Source organism: Clostridium polyendosporum (assembly GCF_018332455.1).
GTDB classification, from domain to species: Bacteria; Bacillota; Clostridia; order Clostridiales; family Clostridiaceae; genus Clostridium_AY; species Clostridium_AY polyendosporum.
On the sequence record NZ_BOPZ01000010.1, the window covers coordinates 81219 to 106002 of the forward strand.

General features: G+C 30.0%; 18 protein-coding genes. 17 read left to right on the top strand and 1 reads right to left on the bottom strand.

Annotation, left to right across the window (positions count from 1 at the left end):
* Window positions 1–354 precede the first annotated feature (354 nt).
* The 15 genes from CPJCM30710_RS07635 to CPJCM30710_RS07705 all read left to right on the top strand — a co-directional run bounded on the left by CPJCM30710_RS07635 (window position 355) and on the right by CPJCM30710_RS07705 (window position 19671).
* Window positions 355–1839 carry an ABC transporter substrate-binding protein gene (locus CPJCM30710_RS07635; protein ID WP_212903577.1) on the top strand — a complete coding sequence of 495 codons (1485 nt, stop codon included), beginning with the start codon at window positions 355–357 and terminating at the stop codon, window positions 1837–1839.
* A gap of 142 nt (window positions 1840–1981) precedes the next feature.
* Window positions 1982–2878, top strand: a complete 897-nt coding sequence (locus CPJCM30710_RS07640; RefSeq protein WP_212903578.1) for a carbohydrate ABC transporter permease — start codon at window positions 1982–1984, stop codon at window positions 2876–2878.
* Window positions 2879–2925: 47 nt separating this feature from the next.
* Window positions 2926–3780: a carbohydrate ABC transporter permease gene (locus tag CPJCM30710_RS07645; protein ID WP_212903599.1), complete on the top strand. Its 855-nt coding sequence runs from the start codon at window positions 2926–2928 to the stop codon at window positions 3778–3780.
* Between the two features lie 117 nt (window positions 3781–3897).
* The gene (locus CPJCM30710_RS07650) at window positions 3898–5580 is read left to right on the top strand and encodes an alpha-glucosidase (protein WP_212903579.1); all 1683 of its coding nucleotides are present in this window, start codon (window positions 3898–3900) and stop codon (window positions 5578–5580) included.
* A gap of 521 nt (window positions 5581–6101) precedes the next feature.
* The gene (locus tag CPJCM30710_RS07655; RefSeq protein ID WP_246503491.1) at window positions 6102–8351 is read left to right on the top strand and encodes an ABC transporter substrate binding protein; all 2250 of its coding nucleotides are present in this window, start codon (window positions 6102–6104) and stop codon (window positions 8349–8351) included.
* Between the two features lie 287 nt (window positions 8352–8638).
* The gene (locus CPJCM30710_RS07660; RefSeq protein WP_212903580.1) at window positions 8639–9280 is read left to right on the top strand and encodes a TetR/AcrR family transcriptional regulator; all 642 of its coding nucleotides are present in this window, start codon (window positions 8639–8641) and stop codon (window positions 9278–9280) included.
* Between the two features lie 136 nt (window positions 9281–9416).
* On the top strand, window positions 9417–10115 hold the full coding sequence (locus CPJCM30710_RS07665) for an ABC transporter ATP-binding protein (RefSeq protein ID WP_212903581.1): 699 nt from the start codon (window positions 9417–9419) through the stop codon (window positions 10113–10115).
* Window positions 10115–12358, top strand: coding sequence for an ABC transporter permease (locus CPJCM30710_RS07670; RefSeq protein ID WP_212903582.1), 2244 nt, complete (start codon window positions 10115–10117; stop codon window positions 12356–12358). Before CPJCM30710_RS07665 ends, CPJCM30710_RS07670 begins: the two co-directional genes overlap by 1 nt.
* A gap of 278 nt (window positions 12359–12636) precedes the next feature.
* Window positions 12637–13884: a hypothetical protein gene (locus tag CPJCM30710_RS07675; protein WP_212903583.1), complete on the top strand. Its 1248-nt coding sequence runs from the start codon at window positions 12637–12639 to the stop codon at window positions 13882–13884.
* Between the two features lie 158 nt (window positions 13885–14042).
* The gene (locus tag CPJCM30710_RS07680; protein ID WP_212903584.1) at window positions 14043–14768 is read left to right on the top strand and encodes an ABC transporter ATP-binding protein; all 726 of its coding nucleotides are present in this window, start codon (window positions 14043–14045) and stop codon (window positions 14766–14768) included.
* Window positions 14755–15507, top strand: a complete 753-nt coding sequence (locus CPJCM30710_RS07685) for an ABC transporter permease (protein ID WP_212903585.1) — start codon at window positions 14755–14757, stop codon at window positions 15505–15507. The genes CPJCM30710_RS07680 and CPJCM30710_RS07685 overlap by 14 nt, the downstream gene beginning before the upstream one ends.
* Before the next feature lie 9 nt (window positions 15508–15516).
* The gene (locus CPJCM30710_RS07690) at window positions 15517–16989 is read left to right on the top strand and encodes a sensor histidine kinase (protein WP_212903586.1); all 1473 of its coding nucleotides are present in this window, start codon (window positions 15517–15519) and stop codon (window positions 16987–16989) included.
* Window positions 16967–17662 carry a response regulator transcription factor gene (locus CPJCM30710_RS07695; protein WP_212903587.1) on the top strand — a complete coding sequence of 232 codons (696 nt, stop codon included), beginning with the start codon at window positions 16967–16969 and terminating at the stop codon, window positions 17660–17662. The genes CPJCM30710_RS07690 and CPJCM30710_RS07695 overlap by 23 nt, the downstream gene beginning before the upstream one ends.
* A gap of 351 nt (window positions 17663–18013) precedes the next feature.
* On the top strand, window positions 18014–18910 hold the full coding sequence (locus tag CPJCM30710_RS07700) for a DUF2156 domain-containing protein (RefSeq protein ID WP_212903588.1): 897 nt from the start codon (window positions 18014–18016) through the stop codon (window positions 18908–18910).
* A 200-nt stretch (window positions 18911–19110) separates the two neighbouring features.
* Complete coding sequence (locus CPJCM30710_RS07705) at window positions 19111–19671, top strand: GNAT family N-acetyltransferase (protein WP_212903589.1); 561 nt, start codon at window positions 19111–19113, stop codon at window positions 19669–19671.
* A gap of 112 nt (window positions 19672–19783) precedes the next feature.
* Here CPJCM30710_RS07705 and CPJCM30710_RS07710 read toward each other — a convergent pair whose 3' ends face one another.
* On the bottom strand, window positions 19784–20518 hold the full coding sequence (locus CPJCM30710_RS07710; RefSeq protein ID WP_212903590.1) for an MBL fold metallo-hydrolase: 735 nt from the start codon (window positions 20516–20518) through the stop codon (window positions 19784–19786).
* Between the two features lie 148 nt (window positions 20519–20666).
* On the opposite strand from CPJCM30710_RS07710, the gene CPJCM30710_RS07715 reads away from it, so the two are divergent.
* Both CPJCM30710_RS07715 and CPJCM30710_RS07720 read left to right on the top strand, forming a co-directional pair.
* Window positions 20667–21038 carry a VOC family protein gene (locus CPJCM30710_RS07715; protein ID WP_212903591.1) on the top strand — a complete coding sequence of 124 codons (372 nt, stop codon included), beginning with the start codon at window positions 20667–20669 and terminating at the stop codon, window positions 21036–21038.
* A 351-nt stretch (window positions 21039–21389) separates the two neighbouring features.
* Window positions 21390–24638, top strand: coding sequence for a DEAD/DEAH box helicase (locus tag CPJCM30710_RS07720; protein ID WP_212903592.1), 3249 nt, complete (start codon window positions 21390–21392; stop codon window positions 24636–24638).
* Window positions 24639–24784: the final 146 nt, after the last annotated feature.

The window sequence follows — 24784 nt, forward strand, 5'->3', positions numbered from 1 at the left end:
TACACAGAACTTGTTTTACGTAAGAAAGATGACAATTATATAGCTTTTTTATTGACAATTTATACAAATTATACTACAATTTATACATGGAACATGTTTCATGTGGTAAAAATACGGTTACGTAGTCTTCTACGAATAAATGTAAACTTATACAAAATAATTAGAATTCTTTTTCGAATACAAAATGTACGGAGAATGGAGTTTTGATTATGGAAAGAAATTTGCTGATGTAAGTTAAGTTTTAACCGTAGAACTATATACCAGAGATGCGTTGTTTAGTAAAATAGTAAATATTTTTTTTGCAACATGAGAAACATGTTTCATAGTGAGATTTTTAAGGGGGGAATTTTTGAGATGGGTAAAAAAATCAAACTATTAGTAATGTCTTTACTTGTAGCAACAGTTGCAGGTAGTTTTGCAGGATGTAGCGGATCAAAACAATCGGCAAAGCATGATTATGATTTTTACATTTTTAATGCAAAAAGTGAAAATGCTGATGCACTAGAGCGACTTTGCAAAGAGTATGAAAAGGAAAAAGGGGTTAAGGCTAAAGTTTTCTCATTGGGTACAACGGAAGCAGCAGACACACTAAGAACTGCTATGAACTCAGATGAAAAACCATCAATTTTTTCTGTTAATTCAGGGTCGTTAGCGGAATGGAGAGACAGTGGTTATATTAAGGACTTGAATGAGGCAACGCTTCCAGAATTAAAGAAATTAGCGGATAGTGTACCAGAATCAATGAGATTAAAAGTAAAAGATGGTGAAAATTATGGTATTCCATATAACATTGAAGGATACGGATTGATTACTAACAAAAAAATGCTAGCAGATTTATTTGGGTTAGCTGATACACAACAGTTTATTGTAGACTTTAAAAAAGCTACTTATGAAGAATTTGAAAATATGGTTATTGCCGTAGATGCTTACATTAAAGAGAATAAAGCTGGTTCTGTAGTATTAAGTGGTCATACTTATCAACTGGCAAAAGATAAAACAAAACTTACATCACAATTAAATGGTGTATTTTCAGTAGCTGGAGCAGAAAAATGGACATATGGAGATCATTTCAGTAATTATCCATTAAATACTGTATTTAATAGCTTATCAGCAACACAAAATGCAACGGACGAGCAGTTGGAACAATTAAGAGTTCCATTAGAAAAATCTATTCAAGCACTTGATTTTGAAACTAATTATCTTGCAGGACCAAAGGGTTCATTAAAACGTAGTGCAGACTTTATTAATTCAACAACTACAGGATATGATCAGGCAGTGCAAACTTTTGCTGATAATAAAGCATTATTTATTAAACAAGGTAACTGGGTATATAGCAATATTAAAAAAGTAAATAAAGATATTACAGATTCTTTAACAATGCTTCCAATGAAGTTACCATTTACTGATGCAGATATTAAAGTAAAGGGATTAACTGCAGAGAAATTCAATCAGTCAATACCAGAATTTGTACCAAGTTATTATGCAATTAATCAGAAAGTAAGTGAAGAGGAACAAAAAGCAGCACAAGAATTCTTAGTATGGCTTAATACCTCTGAAACTGGTAATAGATATATTACAGAAGAATTTGCCTTTGTACCATTTAATGCCACTGAGAATACTAAATTAGCTAATCCATTAAGCAATGATTTAATTAGTTATAAACAAGAGGGAAATATATTGTCTAATGCATTTAATGGAGCTCCAACCTCATGGGGACAAGAGGCTTATGGAAAAATATTAATGGAAGAATATTTCATAAAAACAGACTGGACTAAAGCAGATTATAAAAAGGTAGCAGACTTTTCTATTCAGAAATGGAAAGAAATGAAGTCCCAATAGAGAAAACCTTCCTAATTAATATAAAATCTATAAAATAGAAGTACTTTGGCTAGAAGTACTTTAGGTTAGAAGTATTTCTATTTTATAAACTTAAACGAGTAACTAAGGTAATAAAAGATTATTATAGAGAGGATAATGTGATATGGAGCTATTCTATAAAAAATGGTCTAAAATACTTGCGATTCCAGCGGTCTTATTATTTACAATGGTAATTTTGATACCTTTTGTTATAGGTGTTATATATTCTTTTACTGGTTGGCGTGGGACCTATTTTGCAGGTGGTGAAAATTGGTGGCAAGCTTTAGTGGGATTTGATAATTATGTTAAAGTATTTAAATCGGAAAACTTTACAACTGCATTTTTATATACACTTAAGTTTACTGGTATTGCAGTAATTTCCGTAAATATAGCTTCTTTAATTATATCTATGATGTTAACAAACATAAGCCGAGGTGCTGGCTTGTTAAGAGCAATTTTTTACATGCCAAATTTATTAAGTGGATTGGCTCTAGGATTTATCTGGCAATTTATTTTTCAAATTGTATACTCGAAAATTTTCTTTGGTGAGAATGGTATTTTCCCTATAGAAGCATTAACTAATATGACACAGAGTTCCACCAAAGCGATGTTTGCATTAGTAATCATGGTGACATGGCAAATGGCCGGATATATGATGATGATTTATGTAAATGGATTAAATAATATACCTAAAGATTTATATGAAGCTGCAAATATTGATGGAGCAAATTTCTTTCAAAAGTTTAAAAATATTACTTTACCAATGCTTATGCCATCTTTTACAGTTGTGTTCTTTTTAACAATTTCAGGTTGTTTTAGGTTATTGGATCAAAATATAGCATTAACGAATGGTAATTTTGGTACGAGAATGTTAGCACTGCAGATTTTACAAACAACTAAGGATACCAATCCGCCGAATTATGGTTTAGCGCAAGCGCAAGCTGTTATATTCTTTATATTAATTGCTGCAGTTTCTTTAGTTCAAGTTTCTATGATGAAAAAGAAGGAGGTTGAAGCATAATGGAATCATTAAATCTTTATAATGAAAAAGAAAAAAGTAGAAGCATAATGAAATCTTTAAAGAGAATGCAAAGTAAAAGAAACATTATAAATGGAACAATTTATACATCTTTGATTATCGCTGCTATTTACACACTTTTTCCATTAATATTTTTATTTATTAATTCATTTAAAGGACAAGCTGAAATAGTTGGTTCACCTCTTTCAGTACCAAAAAGCTGGGATCTTTCTTATCTAGGAAATGCCTTGGAACAGATTCATCTGTTCCGTAGTGTAGGATATACTTTGCTGATTACAGTATCATCAGTAACTTTAATAGTAATTATATCGTTATTCACAGCTTGGGTAATGGTTAGAAGTAAATCAAAATTTAGTAATATCTTATTCTTAGCGTTTACAGCAGCAATGTTGATACCGTTCCAATCTGTAATGTATCCATTAATTAGCTTTATGGAAAAGTTACATTTAAAGAACATAGGCGGTTTAATTTTAATGTATGGAGGCTTTGGGTTAAGCCTTTCAGTATTCTTATATCATGGATTTTTGAAAAGTATACCTGTTTCTTTAGAAGAGGCAGCAGTAATTGATGGAGCTAACATATTTCAGGTATTCTTTAAAGTTATATTTCCTTTAGTAAAGCCTACAACGGTAACCGTAATTATTGTAAATGCTGTGTGGATTTGGAATGATTATCTTCTTCCATTCCTAGTACTTGGAAATTCTCAAAAGAAGACATTAATGTTGGAATTGTACTATGCGAAAAACTTAGCAGGTCAATATGGAAATCCGTGGGAATTGCTCTTCCCATCAGTATTGATTGTTATTATACCAATAGTTCTGCTATTTTTGTTCCTGCAAAAATATATTGTTGCTGGAGTAACAGATGGGGCGGAAAAAGGTTAGAGAGCATTATAGAGAAATAATTAGTAAAAGAATAACTTAGGTGTTTTAAAGTTTCGTTTTAAATAAAAATTAGAATGTAGTAAGCTTCTAAGTACTTAAATTATAAGGAGAAAAATTATGAATAGAATATGGTGGAAAGAAGCAGTTGTTTATCAAATTTACCCAAAAAGTTTTTATGACAGCAACAATGATGGTATTGGGGATATAAAGGGAATTACTAAGAAACTTCCGTATTTAAAAGATCTGGGAGTAGATGTAGTATGGATTTGCCCTTTCTATAAATCCCCTATGAAAGACAATGGGTATGATGTAGCTGATTATTATGCAATAGATCCAATGTTTGGCACTATGGACGATATGGATGAACTGTTAGAAAATGCAAGAGAGTATAATATTAAAATTTTGATAGACCTTGTATTAAATCATTCTTCCAGTGAGCATAAATGGTTTCAAGAAGCAATAAGTGATTCGAGTAGTTCTTATAGAGATTATTATATTTTTAAGAACCTAGATGGTGAGAAGCTTCCGACGAACTGGAGAAGTATTTTTGGTGGTTCTGTTTGGGAAAGATCAGAAGATAATAACTGTTATATGCATGTTTTTGATAAATCCCAGCCAGATTTAAACTGGGAAAATCCAAAGTTAAGAGAAGAACTTTATGAAATGATTAATTATTGGCTGGATAAAGGTGTAGCCGGTTTTCGACTTGATGCAATTACTTTTATAAAAAAGGATCAAAACTATCCATGTCTTCCAACCGATGGAGAGGATGGTTTAGTAGGTCTAGGATCTGTTTGTTTGAATCAAAAAGGAATCGGAGTATTTTTAAAAGAATTAAAAGAAAAAACATATGGACGAATGGAGGCTATGACGGTTGCAGAAGCCCCAGGGGTTCCATATGAGCAATTAGATGAATATATTGGAGATGATGGGCATTTCTCAATGATATTTGATTTTAGCTATTCAGACTTAGATTTGAGTCCTGATGGTAATTGGTATCCTCAAACAGATTGGTCTGTCAAAGATTTGAAAGAAGCTATTTTTCATAGTCAATTAAGCATTCAAGATGTTGGCTGGGGAGCATTATATCTGGAAAATCATGATCAGCCAAGAAGCATAGATAAATATTTTAGGGATGAAGACTGCAATAATAAAGAATTATCGTTTTACTTAGGTTCGGTATTAGCTACTATGTATTTCTTATTACGTGGAACTCCTTTTATTTATCAAGGAGAAGAAATAGGTATGAGAAATTGTCCTTTCTCTTCGATTGACGAGTATAATGATGTTTCTTCAAAGGATCAATTTGAACGCGCCATTTGTGCTGGAATCACACCAGAGGAAGCACTAAAAGTAGTATATCGAAGAAGCCGTGATAATGGTAGAACGCCAATGCAATGGAGTGATTGTGAAAATGGTGGATTTACGCATGGAAAACCATGGCTTAAAGTGAATCCCAATTATCGAGAAATTAATGTAAAAAATCAAATCAATGATGAGAATTCTCTATATCAATATTACAAAAAATTAATTAAGTTACGTAAGTCAATCTCCTATAAAGATGTCATCGTTTATGGTGCTATAGAACCTGCATTAAAAGAATACGATAATATCGTTGCTTATAGTAGAAAACTGAATGACATTGAGATAACTGTTATTACAAATCTTTCAAGTAAACAATATAATATTCCGATAGAATATAAAGAGAATGTTTTATCTAATTATATGGATATTGATTATAATCAATCTAAAAAAGAGATAACATTAAGGCCATATGAGGCGGTTGTTCTGGTTAAGTAGTAGATGAGGGAGTATAGAAAATCAATAAAACATGGTAGAAAGAAAGTAGTGTATATTTTTACTGATAGGGTAATAACAATACTGACAAAATAAGAGTGCATAACCATGAAATTATATAGATTTATACCTATGCCAATTTATAAGGGTATACTTTTTAGAATTCTATTAAGTATATCCTTCTTAATAATTTCATAACACAAATTATTAAGAAGAGATAAAAATGAAAAACTTTGTTATATGGAAAGTAAACAAGTTAAAGCAGTGAATTTATAATAGATCTACAGGAAAGTTTTTATTAAGTTTACGTATTATGGACGAGAAATGCTGCAATATTAGTATCACTGCAACAGCTGGAGGTCATAATTAAAAACATAGTATTAAAGTACTATGTTTTTTAGGGGGGATTAACTATTTTCAAAAATAATAAATACAAAAGACAATATATTTTTCTTATTTGTTTTATTGGATTTTTTCTTTTATTTCCAAAAATTGTTCTCGCTCAGAGTACAGATCAAAAAAATGTGCTAATTTTAAATTCTTATGGAAGTGAAAATACTATTTTATCTGGATATGAATCAAAACAATGGACTGATGAAATTATATCTTCAATAAATGCACAGTTTGTAGATAGTAAAAAAAATATAAATTTAAAAATAGAATATATGGATTCAGGAGAAAGATCTTGGCCGCAATATTATGAGTTGTATAAATATAATTTTTCAGATACTAAATTTGATGCAATAGTTAGTTTAGATGACAATGCATTTTATTTTTTACTAAAGTACGGAGATAAGTTATTTCCAAATACTCCTGTTGTATTTAGTGGCGTACAAAACTTTGATAAGTCTATACTTAGTAAGCACCCACTTTTTACAGGGATAGTAAAGAGTACTGATACTAAAAGCACTTTAGATATTGCTTTGAAGCTTCATCCTAATACTAAACAAATATTTGTAGTTGATAATAATATGGATAAGGAATCAAGGAAAGCGTTAGCTCCTTTATATAAAGATAAAGTTAACATTTTATTTTATGATCAGAAGAATATTCTAAAAATTAAAGAAAAAATAAATAATCTACCTAAAGATACTGTTATTTATTTTGGTGGAACAGTTAAGGATGATAGGGGACAAGATATCCCCGTTCAGAAGAGCACAGAGTTTCTCTTTAAAGATATTGAAATACCTGTGTATTCTGTATACTATATACAACTTAACAGAGAAAGTATTGGAGGAATGATTACTGATGGTACTAATTTAGGAAAAGAGGTATCTAAATTAGCTTTAAGAGTATTAGATGGTGAGAAACCATCTGATATTCCTGTTACTGAAGATTCAGCTCATAACTATGTATTTAATTATGATAAATTAAAACAATTTCATATTGACTTAAACGCCTTGCCTAAGGGGGCAGAGATAGTTAATCAGCCTTCTAAATTTTATAATATATCTAAAACACAAGTTTTGTATCTAATAACTGGTATTATATTTATTATTATACTGGCACTAGCTTTTGTGATTGCTAATATATATAGACGTAAACTTGCTGAAAGATTATTATTGGATAGTGAGAGTTTGTTGTATGCAGTAATGGATTCCACTCCTAATATAATCTACATGAGAAGTCCTGAGGATAAATTTCTTAAGGCAAATAATACAGTTTTAAAATTATTAAACATTAGTGAAAAAGATTTTCAAAATAAAAGTATTGATGAATTAATTAATTTATCAATTCATGAAAAATATGTGTTAGCAAATTGGATGAATAAAGATGAGGAAGCATGGAAGACAGGCACTATGTATAGAAGTGAAGAAGTCGTACCAGATAAAAAAGAGAGTATTAATAGAGTTTATGATACATTAAGAATACCTCTATTTAATGATGATGGAACCCGTAGAGGATTAGTTTTATTTGGACTTGATATAACAGATCATAAGAACAATGAAGAAAATGCAAAGCGTATTCAAGAAATGATGCATTATGATAAGTTAAAAACCAATTTTTTCTCTAATATTTCTCATGAACTTAGAACACCATTAAATTTAATTTTTAGTGCTCTTCAAATTATAGAATTGAAAACTAGTGCATTTAATGAAGAACAAGAAAGTGTAGAAAAGTACATAAGTATAATGAGACAAAACTGCTATAGGCTTCTTAGAATCATAGGTAATCTTATTGACATAACAAAAATTGATGCTGGACATTTTTTTACCCAGTCTTCCAACAATGATATAGTAAGTATAGTAGAAAACATTGTATTATCAGTTGTTGATTATGTTGAAAGTAAAGGTATTTCTATTATCTTTGATACAGAAATAGAGGAAAAAGTTATGGCATTTGATCCAGATGCCATGGAAAGAATCATCCTTAATTTGCTGTCAAATTCTATAAAATTTACCCCTAGTGGCGGAAGTATAGAAGTTAACATATACGATAAGGAGAACCGCATAGTTCTATCTGTCAAAGATACTGGATTAGGGATACCTACTGAAAAACAATCATCCATATTTGAAAAATTTGTTCAGGTAGATAAGTCCTTATCTAGAAATAGAGAAGGAAGTGGAATAGGTCTCTCATTAGTTAAGGAATTAGTAGTTTTACATGATGGGACTATAGAATTAGAAAGTGCTTTGGGTAAAGGAAGCGAGTTTAGAATAGAACTTCCTGTAAGATTGGTACATGAGGATAAAAACTTTAATGAACTTAATATCTATACAAGTGAAGATAAGGTAGAAAGGATCAAAATAGAGTTTTCGGATATATATAGTTAGGAAAATTATAAAAAACATATTAATAACTATAAATGGGTGTTTTACCTAGAAAGGTTTTACATCCATTTTTTTCAATAAAATTTATCATAATACTATATGACGAGCATCATTCTCAAACTTGTGATAACTATTCTTAAGCTTTTTGAGAACTCACAATTGTATTGACTGCTAAAAAATTAAGTCTTATAATATGACTATAGGGTCATGTGACTCGTGAGTCACATAGCTGGAACTTACACAAAAGTATAAAAGTTATGTTAATAAACAAAGGCACGAGGAGTGATAGGATGCCAAAGGAAACATTTTTTAATCTTAATGAAGAAAAACAAGAGAAGATAATGAGAACTGCAATAAGTGAATTTTTAAATCAGGGTTTTGAAAAAGGTAATATAGGTGATATAGCAAAAAACGCTGGAGTTTCAAAAGGCAGCATGTACCAGTACTTCGAGAATAAAAAGGAACTTTTCTTATTTTCAGTGCAGTGGTCTATGGAGTTTCTTATGAAAAGATACAATAAATATATGAACATTAAAGATAAAGATATTAATATTTTTGATCTCTTTTATCAAAACTCTAAGGAGATGTGGCTTAAATTAAGGGATGAAAGGGAAATTGTTATTTTTATTGAGGATGTATTTCTAGGTAAATACAGCAGCTTGACTGATGAATCTATGGCTTACATGATGAAGGTTTCAGATGAATATTTACTTAAACTGATTCAAGATGGCAAAAGTAATGGCTATATTAGAAAAGACATAGATGATAAAATACTTTCTCTTTTTATCACAGGAGTATCATTAAAAATTAAGGAGTACCTCATGAATAAAGCAAGGACAGCTGGCGAGGACATTATAGATGAAGACTTTGAAGTATACGAGAGAGAAATTAAAGCTATGATTGAACTAATAAAAAATGGAATGGGGGCATAAAGATTAATAATCTTTATGTACTTTTAAGGGATGCAGGAGATGTAACAATTAATAATTGTTACGTGCTAATAAGAATGCGGGAGACTCAACAATTGATAATTGTTGAGTGCTAAAAAGGAATACAGGAGGGAAATAAATGTTTTTAAGGGTAGAGGGGTTAAAAAAGAGTTATAAAACTATGGAAGTTACTACGGAGGTTCTAAAGGGTGTTGGAATGAATCTTGATAAAGGTGAGATTGGAGTAATTCTTGGACCTTCAGGATCTGGTAAATCAACTTTAGTTAACATAATAGGGGGAATAGATCGTAGTGATTCAGGTAAGGTATCAGTGGATGGCATAGAAGTTACTGGATTAAAGGATAATCAGCTTACAGATTATAGAAGAGAGCATATAGGCTTTATATTTCAATTTTATAATCTAATACCTAATCTTACTGTGGGTGAAAATATTGAGGTGGTTTCTAACATCAGCAAGTCTCCTTTAGATACAGATGAGGTTTTAAAGGCAGTAGGAATGTTAGATAAGAAGTATAGATTCCCTAGGGAATTAAGCGGAGGGGAGCAGCAGAGGGTTTCTATAGCAAGAGCAGTAGTTAAAAATCCTAAATTGCTTTTATGTGATGAGCCAACAGGAGCGCTTGACTTTGTAACCTCTAGAGAAATTTTAAAGCTATTACAGCAGATTAATAAGGAGTTTGGCACAACTATACTTATGATAACTCACAATACAGCCATAAGTGGCATGGCTAACAGGGTTTATAAGGTTAGAAGTGGAGAAATTGTAGATGAAGTAATCAATAAAACAATTATCCCAGCAGAAAGGATTGAGTGGTAATGGTTATTAATAAAAAAATAAAGAGAACCATGATGGAAAGCAAGTCTCAATACTTGGGTTCATTAGTGCTCATTATTATTAGCTGTCTTCTTTATACCATGTTCAATCAACTTTCAAGTAATATGACTAATATAAAGACTTCCTTTGAAAAGAATTATGTACAGGAAGATGCAAGCTTTATTGCTGATAAGAAGCTGAATAATATTAAAGATTTAGAATCAAAGTTCAATATGAGTATAGAAGAAACTAGGTCAATTGATTATTCCGTTTCTAAGGATAAAACTCTAAGGATATTTAGTGAAAATACAAAGGTTAATATACCTGCAATTATTGAGGGAAAAGAATTGAGTGGTAAGGATATTCTTATTGATCCTGCCTATGCAAAAGCAAATGAGCTAAAAATTGGTGACAGTATAAAATTATATAATCAGAATCTTACAATCTCAGGATTTATGTCACTGCCAAATTATATTTATCCAATAAAATCAGAGAGTGATTTATTGAACGATCCCAATGTCTTTGGAATAGCGGTAATCAGTAAAGATGATTTTAATAATATCAATAAGGGTAGCAGCTCTTATTCTATTAAATTTAATGGTGATAAAAACAGTGTAGATAGTAAAATAGCACAATTTAAAGATTACTTAAAAAGTGAAAATATAGTTATCTTTAAATGGACCAATATTAGTGAAAATCCAAGGGTAACCTATGTGGGTGCAAAGATCGATGGTATCAATAAAGTAAGTTCTTCGATGCCCGTAGCCATACTGCTTCTCACCTGTATACTAACAGGGATAGTTATGTGGAGAATGCTAAAAAGAGAGCCTGTAGTTATTGGAACTCTTTATGCATTAGGTTATAGGAAAAGAGAGATTATGAAGCATTATCTCATGTATCCATTATCCATTGCACTGGCAGGTGGAATAATAGGAACTATACTTGGGACTTTTACCTTAAGGCCTATGCTGAACTTTATGGTAATGTATTTTAATATGCCAATAGATTCTGCAAGCTTTAGCATAAAGTATATTGTAATCAGTATATTGCTGCCAGTGATTTTTTTAAGTATTTGCGGCTACTTTGTAGTAAATAAGGCACTTAAATGCTCTCCAGTGGAATTAATGAGAGGTGGAAAAGAAAAGGGTAAAGTTAGCTTTATTGAAAGAAAGCTAAAGCTTGATACACTTAAGTTTTCAACCAAATTTAAAGTAAGAGAGCAGCTTCGAAGCATACCACGAAGCATATTTCTTTTACTTGGGGTTGTTCTTGCAACAATGCTTTTACTTTATGGTTTTGCAGCAAAGAGTTCCATAGACTTTTTAATGAAGGATACTTATGAAAATGCATATAAGTATCAATACGAGTACGTGTTTAACGCTTTACAGCAGGGAACACCTTCAAAGGGGGAAGCTTTCTCAGTATCACCTTTTACATTGAAGTCAGATAACAAAACAGGTTTCTCTGTATATGGAATCAGCACGGACTCTAAATATATTTCTCTTAAAGATAAATCAGGAACTAAGCTAAATACTGATAAGATTATTATTACAAAACCTCTGGCAGATAAGCTTAAGGTAAAGCCTCAAGATACAATCCAGGTTGTCAATAAACTTGATTCAAGAGAGTACAGCATAACTGTTGATAGTATAGCTGAAACTTACGTAGGGGAATACATCTATATGTCACTTACAAAATTTAATGCTATGCTAAAATATCCCGTTAATAGCTATATGGGTTTATGGAGTAAGGATAAGCTTAGTATTCCTGAAAACAAGTTATTAAGAGCTGCAACCATTGATGACTTTAAAAAGGCTTTTGATTCTATGACTCAGCCAATGCAATATGCTGTAGGCACTATGTCCTTTATGTCTTTTATAATAGGACTTATAGTTATATATGTTGTAACTTCCTTAATTATAGAAGAAAATAAGGAAAGTATATCTCTTATGAAGGTTTTTGGATACAGAAAGAAGGAAGTATATTCACTTATATTAAACAGTTCCTCCTTTATAATTGTCATTGGATATATTATAGGAGTACCGATCCTTCTAGCATCCTTAAGTGCTATGTTTAATTCTATAACCAAGAGTATGAACTTTGCTTTTCCTGTGACTATAAGATATACCTATGTTTTGGTTGGGTTTTTAGTGATTTATATTACCTATGAGATATCTAAGGTTTTAAGCAGAAAGAAGATCAATAAAATTTCTATGACTGAAGCTTTAAAGTCGGGGATGGAATAGTATAAAAGTAAATTTGTATATTATAAATTATGATTAGTTAAGTTAAGAAAGATTAAAGAACAGCATATGCTGTTCTTTTTTTTGAGATTTTTTATAAAAATACTAAGAAGAGTTTAGATTTTGTTTATAATTAGTTTATAAAAAGTAGAGATATTTACTTTAAGATAGAAGTAAGGAAAGCTTTTCTAAGGATAAATAACTTTAATACTTAAACAATTCAGTTATGAAGTTGTATATCTATAAAATATTTAAATATTTTTAAAAGGAGATGAGGTAGGGTGAAAATTAGAAAAAAAACAGCAATAATTGCAAGTCTTGTTATAGGTTCTTTAATATTTATTATCACTGCAGTGACTGAAGTTGCTTCTAAAAGTGCATATGAACAGGGTAAAGATACCTTAAAGTATACAGCAGAAAACCTTACTAGTAAGTTTTCAAGCTATACTGTTGATATGTCCGTTATACTTAAGGATAATGATAATGTAATATTTTCCCAAGATTCGGTAAATAAGTATGATATATCAAAAAATGCTTCTGAAAGTGTTACAACTACTGTTGATGGAAGCAATAAAACAGAACGTTATTATTATCGTGATAAAAATACTCTTGTTACTAATAACAGAAAAGAAGATACTTACTATGTAACTGAGTATACAAGTCCCTTAGAATATAAGTTTATGACGAATCCTTTCAAAGAAAAAAATGCAGAGGACATAGAAAAGATAGCTGATGCTTTAATAGGCAATCTTAAAGATAATGTTGTAGTTTCTGAAAAGACAGATGGAAGCAAAGAGTTATCTGGTTCTATAAGAGAAGCTCAGATTCCTGCTCTAGTAAATGCTGTAGCATCTTTTCAATTTAAGAATTCATTTGGGATGAATGAAAATACAGATAATCAAAATAAGATGCCTAAAATTACAAAAGATATATTTGTTAAAGAAGTTAAAGGAAAGATGGTTGTAGATAAGAATGGAATAATCCAAAGTGTTTTTGGAACAGCGATGCTTTCAGGTAAGGATGATGACGGTAAGGATCACAATATAACCTTTGAGCTTTTAGGAAAAATATCTGATATTGATTCAACAAAGGTTACTAAAAAAGACCTTTCAGGAAAGAAAGTAGTAAAGTCTGTTCAAAGGGACTATAATAATCTGCAAAACCTTCAAATGTATGTAGGAACTTATAAGAGTAATGTTGTTATAGAAAAAGGTGGAAAGTTCGAAAAGATTGGTGAGAGAATTTTAGATATTGCTCATGCTGATAATAAGAATATTGCTGGAAGGTATCATGAGCAGTATAAACAAGGCTATGAAGAATATGCAAAAGATGCAAAAGACTTTAGGTTTGATGCTGAATTTAATGAAAGTACCCATAATGGAAATTTTAATTATACGGATGCTTTAGGTAATGGTGGACAAGGTAACCTTAGTTTTGATTTATATTCAGGTAAAATATACTTTAATTTTGATAATGGTATAAGATCAAACTTAATGACGGATAACGAATTCATTAGAGTATTTGATTAATAATAGAAGAGATAGCTAAGTTAATGAAGGGGACATAATCTAAAAGGTGTCCCCTGTGATTTGATACTATTTTATGAAGCAAAACCTATTTAAAACAGAATAGGCTTCATAGTTGTCCTGCATCAAAAATTCAATCCATTATTAAAGGAGGAAGGCCTGTGGAGACAGTTATTGAGATTAATAATCTTACAAAAGTATATAAAAATGGTAGGGGAATAACGGATATTAACATTGAGATATATAGAGGAGATATTTTTGGCTTTTTAGGTCCTAATGGAGCTGGGAAAACTACTGCCATGAAAATCATGACTGGTCTTATAAAACCAGATAGTGGTGATGTAAAGATTTTGGGATATAGTGTTTTAGAAGATTTTGAAAAGGCTATTGAAAAGGTTGGGTGTATTATTGAAACTGCTGAATCTTATCCATACTTGACAGCTTTTGAAAATCTAAAACAATTCTCAAGATTTTATGATAATGTTGATAATAAGAGGATAGAAGAAGTTTTAGAACTTACAGGTATATTAAAATATAAAGATGAAAAGCCAAGAAAGTTCTCTCTGGGGATGAAACAACGCCTTGGAATTGCTGCAGCAATTTTATCTAAGCCTGAGGTAATTATTTTGGACGAGCCTTTGAATGGTCTTGATGTTGAGGGAATGATTGATATGAGAAATATTATAAAAAATCTTGCAAAAAAAGAGAAAACAACCTTTTTTATATCAAGCCATCTTATTCATGATGTTGAGCTTACTTGCAACCGTATTGGTGTTTTATATAATGGAAGGTTGCTTAATGTGGATACTACTAAAAACATATTAAATAATTATGCATCACTTGAAAATTATTTTATTAGCGAGGTAGAACGAAATGGGAGGATTTAAAGCAGCATTAATTAATGAAGTAGAAAAATTATATAAAAAGAAGAAAGCACTAGTAGCAGTAATAATATCACTTGCTTTTATTGTAATAGGACAATTTGGTGTTATTGGGGTGAGAAGTAGTTTTGGGCTGAGGGGAGTAGGGAGTATGGAATTCCCTATACTTATACTATCTTTACTTGTAAAAACGATTTTACCATTGTTTACTGCACTTATTACTATAGATAGTTTCTCAGCAGAATTTTCTCAAAATACAATGAAAATTGCACTTACTAGGCCCGTTACCAGATTAAAGTTTTTTGCTGCAAAGTTAACTGCTATATTAATTTTTATACTAGCAAACCTTTTATTTTCAATGATTTTTTCAATTATAGGAGGGCTTCTTTTAGATTCAAATTCCTTCACTTTACAGGGGTTTTTTAGAATATTAATTTGTTATCTTGTTACCTTACTGCCTATGATGGTTTTTGCAATGATAATTGTATTTTTGATAAACATCATAAAAAGTGGAGTAGGCGTGTTTTTTGTATCCATTCTCCTTTTCATTGTTTTTAAAGGACTTGAAATTATTTTTTCACGTTATTCAGGTATATTTTTTACATCTATGATGAGCTGGTATAACTTATGGATTATAAGTACTTTTCCATTTTGGAAAATTGTACGTCAGTTTATGATGATGTGCAGCTATAGTATAATATTATTTACAATAAGTTATTATCTATTTGATAAAAAAGAATTTTAAGGTGGAGAAATGAATATAAAAAATCGTTTAATTATAGCTAACACAGTAATAGTTGTAATACCTTTGATTATTACAACTATTACTGCTATTGGATTTTTCTTTATTTCCTCAAGGTTTTTTAACAAAGATATAAGCTATAACAATTTTAAAGAGGCTGCAGTAATACGAGCTAACTTATCAAATATTTTAAGCAGTATACAAAAGGAAAATCTGCTAATTGACGAAGAAGTTAGATTTGAAGAGTATTTATCTCAGAGACTTTCAAGCTTTAATGGTAAATATATAGTTACTAAAGGGCATAATGCTGTATTAGCGTCAAAGGATATTAATAAAATTGATATAGAAAAATCAATAGAAGAAGCAAATCAGCAATCCCTAGATGATACTGTAAAAATTAATAGTATATATTACATTCTTCAAGGATGTGAGTTTAATCTAAAAGATGGAACTCAGGGGAAAATAATATTGTTAGCGCCTATAGGGGAAGAAACAAATTTATTTAAAAACTTTATCTTAGTTATTGTAGTTATTTTTATTCTATCATTTATAGTCGTTAATGGAATTATGTCATACTATTTCTCAAAAAGAATACTAAAACCAATAGAACTTCTTAAAAATGCTGTTTCTGAGATTAGCAGAGGGAATTTGCATTATGAAATTGTTGAGGAAGGAGATAAGGAGATTAAGGAATTATGCCGTGATTTTGAAGTCATGAGGATACAGCTTAAGGATTCTATAAATATGAAAATGAAGTATGATGAGAATCGAAAAATGTTAATATCCAGCATTTCTCATGATCTAAAGACCCCTATAACCTCTATAAAAGGCTATGTAGAGGGTGTTTTAGATGGTGTAGCAAATACTCCTGAAAAAATAGAGTGGTATTTAAAAACCATTTATTCAAAAGCTGAACATATTAATGTTATGATTGAGGATTTGCTTTTATACTCAAAGCTTGATCTAAATCAGCTTCCATTTAATTTCGAAAAAACTGATATTATTCAATATTTTAATTATTGCATAGATGAAATAGAGTTAGAACTTGCTAAAAATAACATTTTAATTAGTTTAAAAAATGATTTAAAAGATTCAAGATTCATTAAGATTGATAGAGAAAGAATGAGGAGAGTTATTGTTAATATTATTGATAACTCTCATAAATATATGGATAAAGAAAAAGGTGAAATTGTCATAAGTCTTAGGGAAACTAATTTAAGTACTATAGTTGAGATTAGAGATAATGGACCTGGAATTGATGAAGAAGAGTTAAGTAAAATTTTTGATAAGTTTTACAGAATAGATCCATCAAGGAATGAAACAAAGGGCAGTGGGCTAGGCCTTGCCATCGCGAAACAAATTGTACAAGGTCATAAGGGCAGAATATGGGCTGTAAGTCATGGAGATAAAGGAACAAGTATTATGATATCACTTGCAAAAGTAAGGGAGGGAGGCAATTGTTATGAAAAAAATATTAATTGTTGAAGATGATTTAAGTATTGCGGAACTTCAAAGAGATTACTTAGAACTTGCAGGATTTGAAGTTATAATAGCTACTGATGGAGTGGAAGGGCTAAATGAAGTAAAAGAAAATAAATATGACTTAATAATTCTTGATGTTATGCTTCCTAAAATTGATGGGTTTAGCATTTTAAAAAGTATGCAAGAATATAAAGACATTCCAGTATTAATGGTTTCTGCTAAAAAAGAAGAAATTGATAAAATTAGAGGATTAAGTCTTGGTGCTGATGATTATATTACAAAGCCCTTTAGTCCAGGAGAGTTAGTGGCTAGGGTAAAAACTCATCTTCAAAATTATGAAAGATTAAAAAGTAAATTTAGGGACAAACAAAAGAACAATAATATAGTAATAAGAGGTCTGGAGCTTCGAAAAGATTACAGACAGGTTTTTATAAATGGTGTTGAAGTAAATTTAGCACAAAAGGAATTTGAATTATTACTATACTTAGTTGAAAATCCTAATAGGGTTTTTGGTAGGGAAGAACTGTTTGAAAGAATTTGGGGTCTGGAGGCTATTGGAGATAACGCTACTGTTACAGTACATATTAGGAGAATAAGAGAAAAAATAGAGTCAAATCCATCAGAACCTCAATATATTGAAACTCTTTGGGGTGTTGGATATAGACTTAGAGTGTGAACTTCCTACAACATCACATATCCAATTATCAAATTCATAAAGTAATTTTTAGATTAAGCTGAGTATGGGAGATGCCTGCTCAGTTTTTTATTTGATTTTTGAATACGAGCAATAGTAATCTTTTTTTGTAATATAATAATATGATTAAAGATGAGTAATTTCAATCGTTTACGAAGTTGTATACTTACACAACATACAGAGGTCATATATTTACTAAACTGAGTAAGGAGTGTAAAATTATAAGGAAACTATTATTAAGAAATATTAATTTAAATTATAAGAAGTATATTAAAAGTTAATAATCACTTCTATAATTTAATTTTAAATATAACAGTTGGGGAGAAGTAGTATATGAATTTTAAAAAATTGGATTTAAAAGATAAGGGGATAATTGACAAGTATATCTATCCGTATAAGTTCTTAAGTTGTGAATATTCTTTTTTAACTTTATATATGTGGAAAGATGCTTGTGATATTCAATATGCAATATACAAAGATGTACTTATTATAAAAAAGAAAGATTTTCAAGGTGATTATCACTTTATGCAGCCGTTGGGATATTCAAAGGAAAATCTAAGAGAAATTATTGAAGTGCTAAAAAAGTATAGAGAAGAGAATGATATGAAATATTTATTTAAGGATCTAGAAGAAAACTTTATACATGAAATTAAAGGTTTATTTCATAAAATAAATGATATTTGTATAAAAGAGGATAGAGATAATTTTGATTACTTATATGAAGCAAAAAAGCTTATGAGCTTCGCAGGTAAAAAGCTTCATGGAAAGAAGAATCATTATAATTTTTTTGTTAAAAACTATAATTATGAAGTAGTTGAAATAAATAGTGAAAAAGTAATTAACGATGTTATTGAAGTAGCAGAAAAATGGTATGACGAAAATGAAGAAAAAGACTGTAAGCTTTATTATGAACTTCAAGCAATAAAGAATGTAGTCAATAATATGAATATATTAAAGGTTAATGGAATAGCTGTTTATGTTGATGAAAAATTATCTGCATTTAGTTTAGGGGAAAAACTGAATGAAGATCTAGCTGTGATTCATATTGAAAAAGGAGACAAGAATATACGAGGTATATACAGTTTTATTGCTAAAACATTTATAGATAAATGTTTTAATAATGTACATATAATAAATAGAGAACAAGACTTGGGTATTGAAGGATTAAGAAAATCTAAAATGTCTTATCACCCATTAAAATTAGAAAAGAAATTTATACTTTGTTGCTAATTAAAGATACATAATTTCAATCTTTAATTAATTCATAAAAACAACTTCTACATGCAGTGTTTTTTTAGTATATAAGTTTAATCATTAATGAATTTTAGGTAAAGTCTCGGTATGCAATACTTTATCTAAAATTCTTAATTTAATCACGAGCTTGTATATCTATTTGATAATAAATATTTTGCTTAATTTGGGGGGATAAAATGCCGCTTAAGAATCTATTAAAAGGAGAAAAGGTTAAGCTTACATCCATTAATGAAGAAGATATATCAACTTTTAAAAAATGGTATAATGATGTTTATTTTCTGAGATTTTATGATATGGTAGCAGCTTTTCCTAAATCTAAGGATAAATTAAAAGAAATGATTAATTCTACAGAGCAGTCCAATGATAGTTTTATTTTTGCTATAAGAACTATAGAGGATAAGGCATTCATAGGTGTTACTGGTTTCGAAAATATATTATGGAATAATGGAACTGCAATTATTTATATAGGTATTGGCGACGAAGATTATAGGGGAAAAGGATTTGCAAAGGAGGCTCTCAATCTTACAATGGAATTTGGGTTTGAAGAGCTTAATCTTCATAGAATCCAACTAAATGTTTTGGAATACAATAAGGATGCAATAATGCTATATGAGAGATTAGGGTTTAAAAGAGAAGGAACTTATAGAGAGTTTATTCATAGAGATGGAAAAAGATATGATATGTATTTATATGGAATACTAAGAAGTGAGTGGAGCAAGCTAAATAATAAATCATAATAAACATGAACTTTATAAGAATAGATAACTTCAATTCTAAATTAATTAAGGATTGAAGTTATTTAAAATTGGTAGAAGAATTAGCTTGCTCAGTATAATCTAGTCTCATATGTTATAGGAGTATATCCTGTCCCCTATTAGTTATTTCAATAACTTTTGTCGGACTGTTAGCTACTCTTTCTGTAAAAATTTTTGTTGTTTCATATTTTTCACCAAAATGCATCGGAATGAAGATTTTCGGATTTACTTCTTTTATAAAATATTCTCCACCTAAATAATAATCTTCTTTTAATCTTGGGTCCACAGGGAAAAACGCTATATCTACTTTTTCACCTTTTATCTTTTCAATCTCGTTTTTGAAGTTTGTTTCAGCCATTTCATTTTCAGTTTGGCTTTCATCCCACCAGTGCCACCAGTTTAAATCACCAGCATGAAATAAGTTTACACCATCTACATTAATAAGAAAGGAAATGCCTATGTCAGTAGATCCGTAGGACTTAATTACTAAATCATTTAGCTTCAGTTGGTTATATGGTGACATATATTTAATATTTTCACTGTTTTTGATTGATTCAATGTCACTACTTAATACATATGTAATATTAGAATTTATTAAGGCCCAATTAAAAATTACAGGGTTAAAATGGTCTTCATGGCTGTGAGATGAGAAAACTACTATCTGTTTATTTGTTTTTAAGTCTTCTTCACTAATGATTCCACTAGTTTTATTTTTAATGTTCGATTTGACTGAATCCAAGTAGTAGTCAAAAATTAAAAGATGTTTTTTAGTTTCAATGCAAAATCCACTATTATAGAGATAATTAACTCTTACATTAAATTTATTCATGAATGTGCCACCTTTTATATAAATTAAATTTTACCTTGTTTTACATTTAGAAGATTTAAAAGTGCTTGTTTTTATAAGATAATTATGGTAAATATATTTTATAATAGGTACTAATACTTAGCAAATAATTTTTACGGGAGGGCACAAAATGAAATTTACTTTTGATCATAATAATATTAATGTTTTAGATTTAGATAAGAGTGTAGCTTTTTATAAGGAGGCTCTTGGTTTTGAGGAGGTTAAAAGATATACTCATGATGATGAAAGCTTCATCCTAGTATTTATGGAAGATGGTACAACTGGTCATAGAATAGAACTGACTTGGCTTAGAGATAGAACTGAAGCCTACAACCTTGGGGAAAATGAATTCCATCTTGCAGTTAAAACTGATGATTTTGATGCTGCATATGATTTCCATAAGAATATGGGCTGTATTTGTTATGAAAATAAGCCAATGGGAATATATTTCATTAATGACCCAGATGGATATTGGATAGAGATAATTCCTGCAAGAATGTAGACATTATATATACATATTTAAAGACTGACTTTCTTAGTCAGTCTTATTATTTGATGCTATTTCAGAAAGTAAAATTTGACTAAAGCTGAGCAGGCTTCATGCCTGGCCAGCTTTATGTGCTAACATTTTATAAAGTAAAATCTAGTTAAAGTTTGTTCTAGTAAGTGCATCTTACTTTAATAAAACTCATTTGTTGGTGGTTGATGGCTGTAATACGTATTATTGTTTCAAATATGTTTGGAATAGGAACTGTTAGTTTTTTTGTGGTATAATTATAAAATTATAAAGTCCAAATTAAAGATAAAAGCTGAACCCAATTATTAAGTTGTTTATCTATACTAGGGAGAAAATATGTTAAAAGAAGATATGTTATTACAAATATTTAATCAAGAAACCAGTGGAAGAAACCATGCTAAAGGGCAGAGAATTCTTAATAATGATTTAATTTCTTCTTTAGATATCACAAGTGAAGAAGATTTAATCTGTATAGACGGCAATGTGGTTTCGGAGAACCTGTTTAATGAATATCATACAAAAATTGAGATGGATGCAGTAAAGAAAAGTATTTTATCTACCAACTGCAGTTGCTTAGATTTTGAAAAGAATGAGTTTAAAAAAAACAATTATTGTTGTAAGCATTTAGTTGCAACTTTTTATAAGGCTTTAGATGAATTAGTTAGTCATCCTCTTTTAAAGGGAGACAATGTTGAAGTAGATACGGTTTTTAAAAGTAAAAGTAATGTATTATCTATGCTTTTAGGGAATGAAAAAGATAAAGAAGAAATAAAAATAGAGGTTTACATAAATAAGAATGAATGGAATGACAACATTACAGCAGAATTCAAAATAGGACTTAAATCTATCAGTTCAAGTAATCTTTATATGTTAAAGGACATTAATCAGTTTTTATTAGCTTATTATAATAATATTCCTATAAAATACAGCAAAAACTTCACTTTTGATATAAAAAATCAAAGGTTAAGTACAAAGGATAAAAGGCTTGTTGCTTTTATTGAGACTTTGAAGGAGATAGAGGGAAACTTTAAATACGTTAACAGAACTGGAGATAGAAATGTAGATGGAAAGTACATTAAAATTCCTAAATATCTGGTTAGAGAGTTTTTGGAGATTATAAGAAAGCATAGAGTTTATTTAAATGAAGGATTTTTTTATAGACCCGTAGAAACGGAGATTTTATTTGAGGAACCAACTATAGATTTTGATTTAAAGACTATAAAGGGTAATTATATTCTTAAATCGCCTGGTGGAATGCCTGTATCTTTAGGCTCTAAAAATGATGTTTTCTTGTATGGCACAATAATATACCTTCCAGACTATGAGTTTTGTTATAAGATAAGTTCTTATATGCAGATATTTAACGAGGCTAAGGTTGTGACTATTCCTGGTTCAGAAGAGGAAACTATATTAAGAAGATTGATTCCAGAACTACATATTTTATCACCTAATGTTACTTTATCTAAGTCTATAAAAGATAAGATAGTAATGGAACAGTGTCAGTTTAATTTCTATTTTGATAAGGAAGAGAAAAATATTACATTAACGGTGAAGGTTAAGTATGGACCTTTTGAGTTTAATATGTTTGAGGATTATAAAGAAAAGATCATATATAGGGATTCTAAAAAGGAGCAGCAGGTTATTTTAACTCTTAGAATCTTAGGTTTTGAGGAAATAAAGGGTAAGTTTTATCTAATAAAGGGAGATGACTATATATTTAGATTCTTTAAAAGTGAAGTAGAAAAGCTTCAACAAATAGGAGAGGTATATTACTCTGAGAACTTTAAAAGTCTAAAATCTTTGGGGACTAAGGGGATTAGCGGAGATATTAAAGCAGGTAAATATAATTATTTTGAAATGGATTTTAAAATAGGAGATATACCACCTGAGGAGACTGTTCATATATTAAGAGCTTTTAGAGATAATCTTAAATATTATAAATTAGATAACGGTGAGTACCTTGATTTAGAAGAGTTAGAACTTAAGAAGTTTTTAAAGCTTTTAGATGTGGTTGCTTCTAAGGATATAGAGGGAAATCATATTGAAATATCTAAAAGTAAAGGAGTTTACCTTGATAACTATTTAGAGGAGAATAGCATTAGATATATAAAAGGAAAAAAAGAATTAAAAGAAATAAGAGATAAGTTTAAAAATATAGAAAAGCGTAAGGTTAAAGAACCTTCGGAGTTAAAAGCGAATCTTAGAGAGTATCAAAAGGTAGGATATAACTGGTTTAAGGCCTTAGACTATTTAGGATTTGGAGGGATTTTAGGGGATGAAATGGGTCTTGGAAAAACCCTTCAAACCATTACCTTTATATTATCTAATAAGGGAAGTAAGTCATTGATTGTTGCCCCTACCTCATTAATATATAACTGGATAAGCGAATTTGAAAAATTTGCTCCCGCTGTAAAGGTGGCTGCTGTTAATGGGGGAAAGGAAGAGAGAGAAGAGATAATTAAGAATATAGAACAATATGATGTGATTATAACAACTTATAACCTATTAAAGAGAGACTTAGAAAGTTATAAAACTATAGAGTTTGATTACTGCATTTTGGATGAAGCTCAGTATATAAAAAATCCACGTTCTCAAAATGCTATTTCTGTAAAGGAAATAAAAGCAAAGACAAGATTTGCTCTATCAGGTACGCCGATAGAAAACTCTCTTATTGAGCTGTGGTCTATATTTGATTTTATAATGCCAGGATACTTATATGATGAAAAGAGATTTAGTGCAAGATATCATAAAAGGCTTAATGAAGGTCCGGAAGTTTTAGATGAGCTCAATAGGCTTATAAAACCTTTTATTCTTAGAAGAAGAAAAAAGGATGTTATAAAGGAATTGCCTGACAAGATAGAAAAGAGACTAGTAGTAGATTTAGATGATGAGCAAAAGAAAGCTTATGGAATCTATGCTAATCATGCAGTGGAGCTTGTTGAAAAGAAGGTAAAGGAAGATGAGTTTAAAAACAGTAAAATAGAAATACTTTCTTACATAACAAAACTAAGACAGCTATGTCTAGACCCTTCTGTATTAATAAATGATTATCAAGGGGGTAGTGGAAAGATAGAAGCCTTGGTAGAACTTCTTAACCAGAGTATAGAAGAAGGACATAAAATTTTGGTCTTTTCTCAATTCACATCTGTTCTTAAGAATATAGGAAAGAGAATTAGCTCAGAAGGAATATCCTTTAGCTATTTGGATGGATCCATTCCTTCAGAGAAGAGAATGAATATGGTTAAAGATTTTAATGAAGGGGCAAACTCTGTGTTTTTAATAAGCTTAAAGGCTGGAGGAACAGGATTAAATCTAACATCTGCTGATATAGTAGTTCATTTTGATCCTTGGTGGAACCCTGCAGTGGAAGAACAAGCCACAGACAGAGCCCACAGAATAGGACAAAATAATGTGGTAGAAGTTATAAAAATCATAGCTAAGGGCACTATTGAGGAAAAGATTCTATCTCTTCAAGAAGAAAAGAAGAAACTTATATCACAGTTAATGGGAGATGAGTTGTCTAGTGGTGAAAGCTTTGGGTCTTTAACTGAAGAAGAGATTTTAGGGCTATTTGAAATACATTGATATTCAAAGTGAACAGATTTAAATCTGTTCACTTTCAGACTGCTGACAAAGTGTCAGCAGTCTTTGTTTTTACTGAATTATGAAGTAAAATTAAAAGTATAGAATTTTATTTCATAGGAGTTATTCAAATGATACGAGAAAGAAAA

Excerpts from the sequence above, each read along its gene's own strand:
- CPJCM30710_RS07710 (WP_212903590.1), bottom strand. The coding sequence starts at position 20,518 with ATGAATAAATTTAATGTAAGAGTTAATTATCTCTATAATAGTGGATTT.
- CPJCM30710_RS07665 (WP_212903581.1), top strand. The coding sequence starts at position 9,417 with ATGTTTTTAAGGGTAGAGGGGTTAAAAAAGAGTTATAAAACTATGGAA.
- CPJCM30710_RS07705 (WP_212903589.1), top strand. The coding sequence starts at position 19,111 with ATGCCGCTTAAGAATCTATTAAAAGGAGAAAAGGTTAAGCTTACATCC.
- CPJCM30710_RS07715 (WP_212903591.1), top strand. The coding sequence starts at position 20,667 with ATGAAATTTACTTTTGATCATAATAATATTAATGTTTTAGATTTAGAT.
- CPJCM30710_RS07645 (WP_212903599.1), top strand. The coding sequence starts at position 2,926 with ATGAAATCTTTAAAGAGAATGCAAAGTAAAAGAAACATTATAAATGGA.
- CPJCM30710_RS07695 (WP_212903587.1), top strand. The coding sequence starts at position 16,967 with ATGAAAAAAATATTAATTGTTGAAGATGATTTAAGTATTGCGGAACTT.
- CPJCM30710_RS07690 (WP_212903586.1), top strand. The coding sequence starts at position 15,517 with ATGAATATAAAAAATCGTTTAATTATAGCTAACACAGTAATAGTTGTA.
- CPJCM30710_RS07685 (WP_212903585.1), top strand. The coding sequence starts at position 14,755 with ATGGGAGGATTTAAAGCAGCATTAATTAATGAAGTAGAAAAATTATAT.
- CPJCM30710_RS07640 (WP_212903578.1), top strand. The coding sequence starts at position 1,982 with ATGGAGCTATTCTATAAAAAATGGTCTAAAATACTTGCGATTCCAGCG.
- CPJCM30710_RS07650 (WP_212903579.1), top strand. The coding sequence starts at position 3,898 with ATGAATAGAATATGGTGGAAAGAAGCAGTTGTTTATCAAATTTACCCA.
- CPJCM30710_RS07660 (WP_212903580.1), top strand. The coding sequence starts at position 8,639 with ATGCCAAAGGAAACATTTTTTAATCTTAATGAAGAAAAACAAGAGAAG.
- CPJCM30710_RS07700 (WP_212903588.1), top strand. The coding sequence starts at position 18,014 with ATGAATTTTAAAAAATTGGATTTAAAAGATAAGGGGATAATTGACAAG.
- CPJCM30710_RS07635 (WP_212903577.1), top strand. The coding sequence starts at position 355 with ATGGGTAAAAAAATCAAACTATTAGTAATGTCTTTACTTGTAGCAACA.
- CPJCM30710_RS07720 (WP_212903592.1), top strand. The coding sequence starts at position 21,390 with ATGTTAAAAGAAGATATGTTATTACAAATATTTAATCAAGAAACCAGT.
- CPJCM30710_RS07670 (WP_212903582.1), top strand. The coding sequence starts at position 10,115 with ATGGTTATTAATAAAAAAATAAAGAGAACCATGATGGAAAGCAAGTCT.